Source organism: Pseudomonas sp. D8002, from assembly GCF_013385695.1.
Lineage (GTDB): Bacteria > Pseudomonadota > Gammaproteobacteria > Pseudomonadales > Pseudomonadaceae > Aquipseudomonas.
The window spans coordinates 134,249-146,219 of sequence record NZ_JACAPM010000006.1 but is presented as its reverse complement, the minus strand read 5'-3'; the positions used below and the strand labels follow the sequence as shown (position 1 = coordinate 146,219).

Below are 11,971 nucleotides of genomic sequence, written 5' to 3'. Positions count from 1 at the left end.
TGATGCTTTATTGACGAATCACGCTCTAGGCAGTTTTCGCAACAAAGTTCATGCCAGTTTAGACCTTGGCGTCAAACAGCAAGCTGCTGGCGTCATGAAGGCTCTGGGCGAGTTTCAGGGCCAATTCCGAAGGAATCTGGCGAATGACTTCACCGCTCTCGGTTGCGATGACCTTAACCACAACCTGGTGGGTGGAGTCATCAATGGAAAAATCCAGTTTGCGCTGGGCAGCCTGGATGAATTCGTTTATGTCGTTGACGGCTTTTTTCAAGTCGGTGTGGCTCGGCTGCTGGGCATCTTTCGCGCCAGCAACGGCGTCCACCTTGGGCTTCTGCGGATCGGCACTGACAGGAGCAGGTGCATTCTGTGGCGCTGCCGCAGGGTAAGACAGGTTCAGTTTGACGCTCATGTCCATGACCAATCACCTCATTAGACAAAAGACAAAAGGGCACGTAAACGCGCCCTTCCGTCAGTTACCAAGCGCCGTTATTACTGAAGCAGCTTCAGTACAGCGGATGGCAGTTGGTTCGCCTGGGACAGGATCGCAGTCGAAGCCTGTTGCAGGGTTTGTTGCTTGGTCAGCTGAGCGGTTTCAGCAGCGAAGTCAACGTCCTGGATCACGCCACGGGCAGAAGTGGAGTTGTCCGAGATGCTCTGCAGGTTGGCGATGGTGTTGTCGAAACGGTTTTGTACAGCACCGAGGTCAGCACGCTGGGAGTCGATGGTGGACAGTGCCTGGGTCAGCACGTCAACAGCGCTCTGTGCGTTGGCAGCGGTGGTCACGTCGGTGTTGCTGACAACAACTTTCGCCGAGTTGACAGCGTTGACGCCAGTTGCACCGAACAAGCCAGCAACACCACCACCGGTACCAGTCAGCGAGTAGCTCGAGCTGGAGTTCAACGAGATAGCGCCGGTAGCAACCAGCGGACCTGCATCCAGTGGGGTAGCAGTCGCGTTGAACTTGCCGTCGCCGCCTTTGGTAGCGATGCTCATCAGCTGACCGCCAGCGTCAGCGTTATCAAAGGTGAAGTTCTCACCCGAGTCGGATTTGATCGACAGAGAGCCGGTCGACTGGTCGAAGTTAACGCTGATGCCCAGCTTGGCAGCGTTGGAGTTCAGTTGGTCGGCCAGGTCAGCAGCGCTGGTGATACCGGTGAACGAAACAGTAGTGGCGCTAGGACCGCTACCGACTGTCAGGTCGAACTTACCGTTTGGAGTAGCAGCCGGGAAGCTGGCAGGTACAGTGAACTTAAGTTCAGTGCTGGCGGAGGCCTGCAGGCCGCCGACTGCGCCGTTCAGTTGGGCAGCGATATCCTTGGCCGAAGCACCCTGTGCGATGGTCAGCGAAGCAGAGGTCTGGCCGCCACCGGTCACACTGATGGTACCGGCTGCAATACCGTTAGCAGTTGGCGTTTGAGCAGAAGACAGCAGCTGCTGCGAACCAATGTTGTTAGCCGCTACGTTGCCCAGGCTCATGTTGATGGTCTGGTTGGCGTTGGCGCCCACTTGGAAAGCGGTAGTACCGAAAGAACCGTCCAGCAGGTTACGACCACCGAAAGTGGTGGTAGAAGCGATACGGGTCAATTCAGAAGTCAGAGCCGCGTACTGAGCCTGGTTCGACTTACGGTCGTCAGCGCTGAGGGAGCCGTTAGCGGACGACAGAGCCAGGGAACGCATGGTCTGCAGGATGTTGGTGGATTGCTGCATCGCGCCTTCAGCAGTTTGCGCGATGGAGTTACCGTCACCGGCGTTCTTGATGGCAACGCCCAGGCCGTTGATCTGGCTGGTCAGACGACCAGCGATTTGCAGGCCGGCCGCATCGTCTTTGGCGCTGTTGATACGCAGGCCGGAGGACAGGCGCTGCATGGAAGTTTGCAGGGCGCTGGAAGCCTTGTTCAGGTTGTTCTGAACGGTCAACGAAGCAAGGTTGGTGTTTACTGTTAATGCCATGACGAAATCCTCGTGGGTGGTGTACTGCGGCTTCCGGCCCTGGCAACCGCCGGGTGTGGCCTAGAGAACCTTCGTAATAGTTATCGTCGTGAAAGCAGGTTGCTTGAGGACTTTTTTGATTTTTTTTACTGGCGCCGTGCCACCCCTTTTAATTCAAGCATTTACGATAGCCCAAACCCCAGCAATTGTTGGCTTTCTGGCGCCAAATAAAAAACGCCCATGATCTTTCGATCATGGGCGTTTTTTTGTGCAGCGCCTTTAAGTCGTCAAGGGCGGTGCAAAATCGCCGAGCCCCAGGACAGCCCCACACCAAAACCACTGATGGCGACGCGCTTCCAGGTGGAGTCGAGCATGTGCTTTTCCAGCAGCAGCGGAATGCTCGAGGACACGGTGTTGCCGGTCTCGACCATGTCCTTGATGAACTTGTCCACCGGCGCGTCTTCGAAACGTCGGGCCACGGCGTCGACAATCGCCGCACTGCCCTGGTGGATGCAGAACGCATCGATCTCGTCAGCCTTGAGGTCCGATTCGTTGAGCAGCTCGTGCAAATGCGCCGGCACCTTGAGCAAGGCGAAGTTGAACACCTGGCGGCCGTTCATGAAGAACACGCCATCGCTGACCTTCAAGTGCGGCGCACCGGAGCCGTCAGTGCCGAACTTGGACTTGCCCAACTGCCACGGCGCGTCTTCACCCATCCAGGTGGCGGTAGCGGCATCGCCGAACAGCATGGTGGTGTTGCGGTCTTCCGGGTCGACGATCTTCGAGTACGGATCGGCGGTCACCAGCAGGCCGTTCTTCAGGCCGGTGGCTTCCATGAAGCCCTTCATCGCATAGATGCCGTAGACGTAGCCCGAGCAGCCCAGGGAAATATCGAAGGCCGCCACGTGCGTCGGCAGGCCCAGCTTGTCCTGGACGATGGCGGCGGTGTGAGGCAAGCCCTCTTCGTCGCCGTTCTGGGTAACGACGATCAGCGCATCGATGGACTCGCGCTTCAAATCGGGGTTGTTGGCAAACAAGGCGTTGACCGCCTCGACGCACAGATCGGAGGTTTCCTGCGCGGCATCCTTGCGCGGCAGGAACGCCGAACCGATCTTGCCAATGATGAATTCTTCATCCTTGGCGAATTTGGCACCCTGGGCGTAGTTATCAATCCCGTCTGCCGGCACGTAACTGGCGATGCTTTTTATGCCAATCATTGTGGCTTCCCAATACTAAATAGCTGGAGAACACCCCGCGAGACACGTCGCCGGGTGCTGACAATAATGGGGATGACCCCGCAAAAAACTCGCCGAAAACCGCCTTTGTACCCTGGCGGCAGGCCCTCGCAGAGACCTGGCGACGACCTATCCTTTTCACACGATACAGTGAAGATGCGCTTTATGACTCACAGGTCACTCAATTTTCTGCGCTTTGTGCGAAACACGGGGACATACAAACGCCAAAAACCACAACGGCCCACCCCGTTTCCAGGGTGAGCCGCCGGTTTGCAGCTGCAGACATCACATTTTGTTGAACAGGCTCAACTGAGAGATTTTCACAAAGGCCAACTGAGAGGCCTGCAGCATGGTTTGCTGAAGCTGCAGGTTGATCGCCGCCTGACCCATGTCAACGTTGCCCAGGGAACTCATGGTGTTGGTATTGGCAGTCCCCAGGCTGGTGTTTTCATCCGTTTGAAGATCCAGGGCATTCTGGCGAGCACCGATGGAGCCGCGCACCTGGTCAATCTGTGAACTGGCGTTGTTCAGGTTGCCGATGGTTTTGGCCACCACATCCTTGAGGTTGTTCTGCGCGACCAGGTTGCCGTCAGCCGGCGTTTCCAGGGCTTTGCGCAATTGGCTCAATGTGTCCAGGGCGTTTTCGTTCTTGTTGCTGACGGCGCTGACCGCAAACTGGTCGCCCGCCCCTGGCGCACCACTGATGTCGAACGTCACGCCGGCCGCGTTGATCGAGGTGGCACCGGCAGCCATGGTGCCGGTCGCGATGGTCTTGCTGTTCGGACTGTAGGGCTGCGCATACACCTCATACGTGGTGCCGCTGGTGAATTTGATCACCGCACCGGTATCAGGGAAGGTGCTGGCGTAGGCCGCCTGATCCGTCACCTGGCCACCGGTCACTTGTGCAGTCGACGCGTTGCCTGGCGAACGCGAAGCACTGAAGGTGTCCGGCTTGGATTGCAGGGTGAACGCCTTGCCCGCCACCAGTGCGTCGGAGTCAGCGCCGGGCGCAACGTCCGCGCCGAGCGTCAGGCTGATATCGAACTTGACGCCGCGCAGGTTGACGCTGGATGCGCCCTCTTTGGTCGCATCGAAAGTGCCGTTGCCGGGAATCTCCGAGGTAACGTCGTTACCGTCCTTGTCGGTCACGGAATACTGCGTGCTGCTGCTGAAGGTCAGCTTGTAGGGCTGGCCGTCGGTAAAACTCTTGGTGTAGGTGACACCGGAGGTCACCGTGCCCGCCGATACCGCGACCTTGCCGTCATTGACCGCAGGCGGCAACAACGTAGCCTGGGTGCGACCGGTGTTGGTCGAACTTTCCATCATCGACTTACCGGTGTCGCCCCCCGCCATCGACAGATTGTCCGAGATCTGCAAGCTCAGCGGCGTCTCGTCACCCTGATACGTGTAGGTGCCGTCGTTATTGCGGATGTAAGGCGGCGTGTCGGTTTTCGACCCGGAAAACATGTAGTTGCCGTTGGCATCCTTGGAGTTGAGCAAGCCCAGCACCTGGTCCTCAAGCGCGCCCACTTCGCTGGCGATGGATTTACGATCGTCATCGCTCAAGGACTGGTTGGCCGCACGCAGCGCCAGTTCATTACCGCGCTGCAAGGCGGTGTTGATGCTCTTTAACACCGATTCTTCGTTGGTCAGCGAGTTCTGCAGGGTGTTGATGTTGCCGTTGAACTGGCCAAGCATGTCTTTCTGTTGCTGCAATTGCAGCAAGCGCGCGGCGGCGACCGGGTCATCGGAGGCGGTCTGCACCCGGATACCGCTGCTCGCCTGGTCCTGGGCTTTCACCACACCGGAATAGTTCGTCTGGTACTTGCTGGCGCTGGTGTCGAAATACTGCTGTGTAGAAATACGCATCGTCCCAGACTCCTTTAAAGGGCATTAATCAGTGTGCTGAAAGTTTCTTGCGCAGCCTTGATGATCTGCGACGACGCGGTGTAGTACTGCTGGAACTTGATCATGTCACCCGCCTCTTCATCCAGGTTGACCTGGGACACCGAGTTGCTGGCCGCCTTGTTCGCTGCCAACAGCGCACCCGTCGCGGTGGAGTCGGTAGCGGCCTGGCTGGCTTTGGAGCCCACCTGCGACACGAGTCGGGCGTTGGCGCTGACCAGGCTCACACCCGGGCTGCCGTCGCTGGCGCCTACGGTGGCCTTGGTCTGCAAGTCCAGCAATTGCTGGGCGTTGCGGTTGTCGGAGGTGCCCGAAGCGTTGAACGAGAAAGTCGTGCTGTCACCATTGGCAGGCGAGCCGCCGACCGTGGTGTCGAAGTTGAAGCTTTTGCCCGGGATCAACGCACCGGAGGCATCGCGCATCGGTACGTTGATGCTGATCTTGTTGCCCTGGCCCGGGATGATGGTGCCACTGCCGATCGGATTGCCTTGCGCGTCGCTCACCGTATACGACTGGGTGCCGTCGGCGGCCGGCTTGCCAAAGAGCATTTTTACCGGCATGGAGTTTTCGATGCCGACGCGCAACTGGGCGGTATCAGCGCCGCCATGAATATCCAGCGGCACGGTCAGCTGAGGCGGTGTGAACGTACCGGTGCCGGTGTTGGTCTTGCTTGCGTTCCCCGCCAAGGGGCCCGCGAAGGCGAGCTTGTTGACGTCCTTCAGGTCGACACCGATGCCCGTGGCCCCGTTGGCCGTGGGGCTGACCTTGAAGCTGTCACCGGCAGCCATGGGCCCTTTGCCGTCCAGTGCCAGGGTAAAGCCATCAATCACCGGCGGCGGCGTGGTGGTGGTGTCGAACGAACCCATGGCCTTGCCGTCGGAGCGGACGACGTTGTACTGGTTACCGCTGGTAAACGTGACCTTGTAGTCGTAGGTCGTCAGCTGGCTGCTGTCCTTGATCGTGACATTCAGGTTGCCAGACCCCGCGCTGTTGCCGGCGGCCCCTTGGCTACGCTGGGAAATCGCCGCCGCGCTGTTGATATCGGTGAACAGCGACGAACCGAATTCGCCGTTGAGGTCCAGGCCCTGGCCCAACTGGTTGTTGATCGTGTCGGCCGTGGCAATCGCGATGCGCCCCAGATCATTGATGGCCGGCATCAGCACGTCACTGCGATAGCGCAGCAAGCCACCGATACTGCCGCCGGTGACTACATTGCCAAGGTCAATGGACGAGTCGCCCATCGAGAGTTGGATGGTGTACTGGCTATTGTCGGTGCTACTCGGTACCGCAGAGATATTATTGGATATCCCGCCTTCCACCAGCGACTGCCCCGTACCGGTCGTAATACTGAACTGTCCGTTTTTTTCCGTGGCCGTAACGCCGATCAGCTCGTTGAGCGAGCGCACCGCTTCGTCACGCGAGTCCAGCAGGTTGGCCGGCGCACTGCTGGAAGTCCCCTGGGCCTGGGCAATCTGCTTGTTGAGCGAGGCGATCGAGGACGTCAGCTTGTTGACCTGGTCCGTCATGGTGCTCAACTGACTGTTGATCGTTTGTTTCTGCTGGTTCAACTGGCCGGAAATGGAGTTGAAGCGGTTGCTCAGGGTCTGGGCGCTGGTCAGCAGCAATTGGCGCGCGGACACGTCGCCCGGGGTGGCAGAAGCCGTCTGCGCCGCCGCGAAGAAGGCACTGAGCACCGAAGACATGCCGGTGTTGGAATCCGACAAGGTCTTGTCGATGGCACTGGCCTGGTCCAGGTAGGCGTTGGCATCGCTGTCGAGTGCCGTGCTGTTCTGGTAAGCCGTGTTGAGGAACTGGTTGTACACCCGACGCACGTCCGCCAGGGTCGTACCGGTGCCGATAAATACGCCGCCGTAGGCGTTCGACGCATTCGCGGTCTGAGCGCTCTGTTGACGCGAGTATCCCGGGGTGTTGACGTTGGCGATGTTGTTACTTAAGACCGACAACGATCCCTGGGCGGCATTGAGCCCCGACATCCCGATATTGAGCAAACTCATGATTCAGACCTTATAAATGAGTGGAAGCGCCCGCGGCAGCGTAGTTCTGGTAGCTGTTCATCGTTTTTGCGATCTGCGAAATCTTGCTGGCGTAATCCGGGTCGGTTGCATAACCGGCTTTTTGCAACTCGCGCACAAACTGTTCCGGGTTGTCGGCTGATTTCACAACTTCTTTATAGCGATCATTGCTTTGCAGCAACGTGACCAGGTCATGGAAGCTGTCCTGGTAGGAATTGTAGGAACGGAACTGCGCCGTCTCCTTGACCATCGCGCCATCGCGAAACTCGCTGGTGATCGCCCGGGCCTGTTCGCCCTGCCAACTCTGGCCGGCCTTGATGCCGAACAGGTTGTGGCTGCTGGTGCCATCCTCGGCACGCATCACCGATTTACCCCAACCGGTTTCCAGGGCGGCCTGGGCCACCAGGTAGCGTGGGTCGACGCCAATCCGCGCGGCGGCCTGCTTGGCCATCGGCAACATGGTGGCGACAAATTCATCCTGCGAGCTGAAGGCTTTCTTCGCCGGTGCCAGCGGTGGCTGGGCGACGGCGCGGCCGTAAACCTGCATCTGCCCGCGAAGCGGTATGGCGGCAAGGCTGCGGGCGGTGCCGTTGACCACGCCATCATCGGCAGCGCTGTTGCGCAGCGGCGCGGCCTTGGCGGCAGTGGTAGCCTCGGCACCCGGCACGATGCCGGCCAGCAGGCGATCCGTCAGCTTGCTCGGCAACGAGATGCGCCGCTGGTTCATCAGCGCCATGTCGTTGGCGTGGGAGTTGGTGCCTTCAGGCACCGCCACGCGGTATGCCCACAATGGCCGCTGACCATTGCTGCGGCCCAGCGGGCCATCGGCCTTGGTACCGGCGGCAATTTCAGTCGGCACATCCACCTTCTTCGCGGGCGCAGCCGGGCCTTGCAGGGTGGCCGCCTGGGCGTCCACCGGTTTGTTCTTCTGCATCTGGCGCAGCAGCACGTCCGCCAGGCCGATACCACCGCCCTCGCGAGACAGGGAAACCGCCAACTGCTGGTCGTACATTTCCTGGTACTGCTTGGCCGCCGGGGTATTCAGCGGGTTGTCCTTGCCCAGGGCTTCGGTAGCCGAACGCATGGACTTGAGCATCTCGCCGAGAAACAGCGACTCGAATTCCTGCGCGACCTTGCGCATGTTGCCGTCGCTGTTCTTGTCGCCGACCTTCAACTGGTTAAGCCGGTTGAGGTCGGAATAGGAACCCGAATCCGCCGTGCTGGTCAGGCCGCTCTTGCGCATGTCCATGGCCATGGCGTCAGATCACGATCAGGTCGGCTTGCAAGGCGCCGGCCTGTTTCAATGCTTCGAGGATCGCCATCAAGTCGCCGGGCGCTGCGCCCACCTGGTTCACCGCACGGACAATCTCGTCCAGGGTGGTGCCGGGGCCGAACTTGAACATCGGCTTGGCTTCTTGCTGGGCATTCACCCGCGAACGGGGTACCACGGCAGTCTGGCCGTTGGACAACGGGCCAGGCTGGCTGACGATCGGGTCTTCGGTGATGGTCACGGTCAGGCTGCCGTGGGTCACGGCCGCTGGCGAAACCTTGACGTTCTGGCCGATCACGATGGTGCCGGTCCGCGAGTTGATGATGACTTTCGCCACCGCCTGGCCCGGGTCAACCTCAAGGTTTTCCAGCAGAGACAGGTAGTCCACACGCTGGCTTGGGTCCAGCGGTGCCGTCACACGAACCGAGCCGCCATCGATGGCCTGGGCCACGCCCGGGCCGAGCAGCTCATTGATCTTGTCGACCACGCGCTTGGCGGTGGTGAAGTCAGAGCGGTTGAGGTTCAGGGTCAGGCTGTTGCCCTGGTTGAAGCCGCTGGGCACGGTGCGCTCCACCGAGGCACCACCGGGAATCCGCCCGGCCGACGGCACGTTGACGGTGATCTTCGAACCGTCGCGGCCTTCGGCATCAAAGCCACCCACCACCAGGTTGCCCTGGGCAATGGCGTAGACGTTGCCGTCGATACCTTTGAGCGGGGTCATCAGCAAGGTGCCGCCGCGCAGGCTTTTCGAGTTACCCATGGACGAGACGGTGATATCGACCACCTGCCCCGGCTTGGCGAACGGCGGCAAGTCAGCGCTGATGGACACCGCAGCGACGTTCTTCAACTGCACGTTGCCCGAGCCCGGCGGTACCTTGATGCCGAACTGCGAGAGCATGTTGTTGAAGGTCTGCAGGGTGAACGGGGTCTGGGTGGTCTGGTCACCCGTGCCGTTAAGCCCCACCACCAGGCCGTAGCCGATCAGCTGGTTGGACCGCACGCCGGAAATGCTCGCGATGTCTTTCAAGCGCTCGGCCTGGGCGCCTGCGCTCAGGGCCAGCAGCAACATCGCAGCCATCAGCTGTTTGAAGTTCAAAGTGATCACCTAGAAAGGGAACAGCGGGCTAAGGAAGAAACGGTCAAACCAGCCCGGCTGACTGGCGTCAGCAAACGAACCCGTACCCGAGTAGGTGATGCGTGCATCGGCAATCCGTGTCGACGGCACGGTGTTGTCGGTGGAGATATCGTCGGCGCGAACCATGCCCGCAATGCGCACCAGTTCGTCACCGGTGTTGAGGGTCATCCACTTCTCGCCGCGTACGGCAATGATGCCGTTGGGCAGCACGTCGGCCACGGTCACGGTGATCGAGCCGGTCAGGCTGTTGCCCTGCCCTGCCGCACTCTTGCCGTTGGTGGCGCGGTCGCCGCTGTAGCCGGCGTCCAGGCTCAGGTCACCGCTGCCCAGCGGGTTGTTGGTGTTCGGTACACCGCCAAACAACGAAGTCAGGCCGATGCTGGTCTTGCTGGTCTTGCCGATCTGCGAGTTGGCGTTCTTGCTCGCCTGGGTCTTCTCGTTCAGCGTGATGGTGATGATGTCACCCACCCGGAAGGCCTTGCGGTCGCTGTACAGGTTCTGTTCGAACCCGGCCTGGTAGATCGAGCCATTGTTGGCGGCCGCCGGCAACGGCGTGCGCGGCAACACCGGCGCATAGTACGGGTCATTGGGCTTAGGCGTCGGGGCGACACAGCCCGCGAGCACAGCAATCCCACTCAATGCCAGAACAGAAACATAGCGATTCATGACCCATACCTCACGGTGTTGCAGGCGCCTTCAAGGGCGCCCCATAGACTTGATTACAGATTCTGCGTTACGAACGAAAGCATCTGGTCGGCGGTGGAAATCACCTTGGAGTTCATCTCGTAGGCGCGCTGAGTGGTGATCATGTTGACCATCTCTTCAACGGTGCTGACGTTGGACGTTTCCAGGGTGCTTTGCAGGGTGGTACCAAAACCGTTGAGGCCCGGGGTGCCGATTTGCGGCGCGCCGCTGGACGCGGTTTCCAGGAACAGGTTGTTACCGATCGCCTGCAGGCCGGCTGGGTTGATGAAGTCGGCGGTTTGCAGGTTGCCGATCACCTGGGACGCCGGGTTGCCGGCCACGGTGATCGACACGGTGCCGTCGTTGCCGACGGTGAAGGTCTGGGCGTTGTTCGGCACGACAATCGCCGGCTCCAGCGCGAAGCCATTGGCGGTCACGACTTGGCCGTTGGAGTCCAGGTGGAACGTACCGTCACGGGTGTAGGTGGTGGTGCCGTCCGGCTGCAGGATCTGGAAGAAACCCTTGCCGTTGACTGCCAGGTCCAGCGGTTGGCCGGTCTGCTGCAGGTTACCGGCGCTGAAGTTCTTCTGGGTGCCAACGATTGCCACACCGGTACCCAGTTGCAGGCCCGACGGCAATTCGCTGTCCTGGGTCGACTGGGCGCCAGGCTGCTTCTTGATCTGATAGAGCAAGTCCTGGAACTCGGCGCGGTCACGTTTGAAACCCGTGGTCGACACGTTGGCCAGGTTGTTGGAAATGGTGGTCAGGTTGGTGTCCTGGGCGGACAGGCCTGTCTTGGCAACGTATAGAGCCGGAAGCATGTTCTTCTCCTTCGTGCGCCTGTTTTATGGCGCCGCGCTACAAAAATTAGTGTGTGGCTGCTATCAGCTCATCGCCAGGACGCGGGTCATGGCCTGGTCGTCTTCTTTGGCGCTGTTCATCATCTTGATGTGCAATTCGAACTGCTTGGACAGGGCCAGGACTGCCGTCATTTCTTCGACGGCGTTCACGTTGCTCGCCTGCAGGAAGCCCGACGTCAGCTTGACGTTGGCATCGGCCTGGGCCGGCTGGCCATCCTTGGTGTGGATGGTGCCGTCGAGGCCCTTGGTCATGTTCTTGAGGTCGGGCTGCACCAGCTTGATCCGGTCCACTTCAGCCATCACCCGCGGGCCTTCGCCCATGGCGCGGATGCTGATGGTGCCGTCCTGGCCGACTTCGATCTGCTGCTGGGGCGGCACGGCAATCGGGCCGCCGTTGCCCATGATCGGCATACCGTTGCCGGCCCGCAGCACGCCCAGCGCATCGACGTTCATGCTGGCGCTGCGCACGTAGGATTCGCCGCCATCCGGGTTTTGCACGGCCATCCAGCCGTCACCGCTGACGGCCACATCGAGGTCACGGCCGGTTTCAATCATCGCGCCAGGGGAAAAGTCCGTGCCTGGGCGCTCGGTCAAGGCAAAGGCCCGCGCCGGAAAGCTGTCACCGAACACCGGCATCGAGCGCGCCTGTTCCAGGTCACGCTGGAAACCATTGGTGGAAACGTTCGCCAAGTTGTTGGCGTGGGCCTTCTGCGCCAGTGCATTCTGGCTGGCGCCGGTCATTGCCACGTAAAGGTACTTATCCACGCTCTTTCCTCTTTCTGACGGACGCTTGCCGCCCACCGCTGTACTGATGAGGCTTAAGCAATTTGCGAACCAACTTTTTGAAATGAGGGAAAGTCCAGGCGGGGCGGGGGTTTGCCGGCAGGTAGCAGCTGAGGGCAGTTGGAAGAGAGTCGAAA

The 11,971-nt window shown here is 60.2% G+C and carries 10 protein-coding genes; all 10 read right to left on the bottom strand.

Annotated features, from left to right (window positions below):
* Positions 1-58: 58 nt before the first annotated feature.
* Complete coding sequence (locus HX807_RS04020; RefSeq protein WP_177049301.1) at positions 59-415, bottom strand: flagellar protein FlaG; 357 nt, start codon at positions 413-415, stop codon at positions 59-61.
* Positions 416-489: 74 nt separating this feature from the next.
* The gene (locus tag HX807_RS04015; protein WP_177049299.1) at positions 490-1,950 is read right to left on the bottom strand and encodes a flagellin; all 1,461 of its coding nucleotides are present in this window, start codon (positions 1,948-1,950) and stop codon (positions 490-492) included.
* Positions 1,951-2,216: 266 nt separating this feature from the next.
* Positions 2,217-3,146 carry a ketoacyl-ACP synthase III gene (locus HX807_RS04010; RefSeq protein WP_003214601.1) on the bottom strand — a complete coding sequence of 310 codons (930 nt, stop codon included), beginning with the start codon at positions 3,144-3,146 and terminating at the stop codon, positions 2,217-2,219.
* Positions 3,147-3,449: 303 nt separating this feature from the next.
* Positions 3,450-5,033 (bottom strand): flagellar hook-associated protein 3, encoded by a 1,584-nt coding sequence (locus HX807_RS04005; protein WP_003214602.1) that lies wholly within the window; start codon positions 5,031-5,033, stop codon positions 3,450-3,452.
* Positions 5,034-5,047: 14 nt separating this feature from the next.
* Positions 5,048-7,084, bottom strand: coding sequence for a flagellar hook-associated protein FlgK (gene flgK / locus HX807_RS04000; protein WP_177049297.1), 2,037 nt, complete (start codon positions 7,082-7,084; stop codon positions 5,048-5,050).
* Positions 7,085-7,094: 10 nt separating this feature from the next.
* Complete coding sequence (gene flgJ / locus HX807_RS03995) at positions 7,095-8,357, bottom strand: flagellar assembly peptidoglycan hydrolase FlgJ (protein WP_177049295.1); 1,263 nt, start codon at positions 8,355-8,357, stop codon at positions 7,095-7,097.
* 4 nt (positions 8,358-8,361) lie between these two features.
* Positions 8,362-9,450, bottom strand: coding sequence for a flagellar basal body P-ring protein FlgI (locus tag HX807_RS03990; RefSeq protein ID WP_032899355.1), 1,089 nt, complete (start codon positions 9,448-9,450; stop codon positions 8,362-8,364).
* 27 nt (positions 9,451-9,477) lie between these two features.
* Positions 9,478-10,173: a flagellar basal body L-ring protein FlgH gene (flgH, locus tag HX807_RS03985; protein ID WP_003214607.1), complete on the bottom strand. Its 696-nt coding sequence runs from the start codon at positions 10,171-10,173 to the stop codon at positions 9,478-9,480.
* A 53-nt stretch (positions 10,174-10,226) separates the two neighbouring features.
* Positions 10,227-11,012, bottom strand: coding sequence for a flagellar basal-body rod protein FlgG (gene flgG, locus HX807_RS03980; protein ID WP_003214609.1), 786 nt, complete (start codon positions 11,010-11,012; stop codon positions 10,227-10,229).
* 63 nt (positions 11,013-11,075) lie between these two features.
* Positions 11,076-11,816, bottom strand: coding sequence for a flagellar basal body rod protein FlgF (locus HX807_RS03975; protein WP_003214611.1), 741 nt, complete (start codon positions 11,814-11,816; stop codon positions 11,076-11,078).
* Positions 11,817-11,971 lie beyond the last annotated feature (155 nt).

What these genes read in the sequence shown, in the direction of transcription:
- HX807_RS04020 (WP_177049301.1), bottom strand. Translation starts at nt 415, where the DNA reads ATGGACATGAGCGTCAAACTGAACCTGTCTTACCCTGCGGCAGCGCCA.
- HX807_RS04015 (WP_177049299.1), bottom strand. Translation starts at nt 1,950, where the DNA reads ATGGCATTAACAGTAAACACCAACCTTGCTTCGTTGACCGTTCAGAAC.
- HX807_RS04010 (WP_003214601.1), bottom strand. Translation starts at nt 3,146, where the DNA reads ATGATTGGCATAAAAAGCATCGCCAGTTACGTGCCGGCAGACGGGATT.
- HX807_RS04005 (WP_003214602.1), bottom strand. Translation starts at nt 5,033, where the DNA reads ATGCGTATTTCTACACAGCAGTATTTCGACACCAGCGCCAGCAAGTAC.
- flgK (WP_177049297.1), bottom strand. Translation starts at nt 7,084, where the DNA reads ATGAGTTTGCTCAATATCGGGATGTCGGGGCTCAATGCCGCCCAGGGA.
- flgJ (WP_177049295.1), bottom strand. Translation starts at nt 8,357, where the DNA reads ATGGCCATGGACATGCGCAAGAGCGGCCTGACCAGCACGGCGGATTCG.
- HX807_RS03990 (WP_032899355.1), bottom strand. Translation starts at nt 9,450, where the DNA reads ATGGCTGCGATGTTGCTGCTGGCCCTGAGCGCAGGCGCCCAGGCCGAG.
- flgH (WP_003214607.1), bottom strand. Translation starts at nt 10,173, where the DNA reads ATGAATCGCTATGTTTCTGTTCTGGCATTGAGTGGGATTGCTGTGCTC.
- flgG (WP_003214609.1), bottom strand. Translation starts at nt 11,012, where the DNA reads ATGCTTCCGGCTCTATACGTTGCCAAGACAGGCCTGTCCGCCCAGGAC.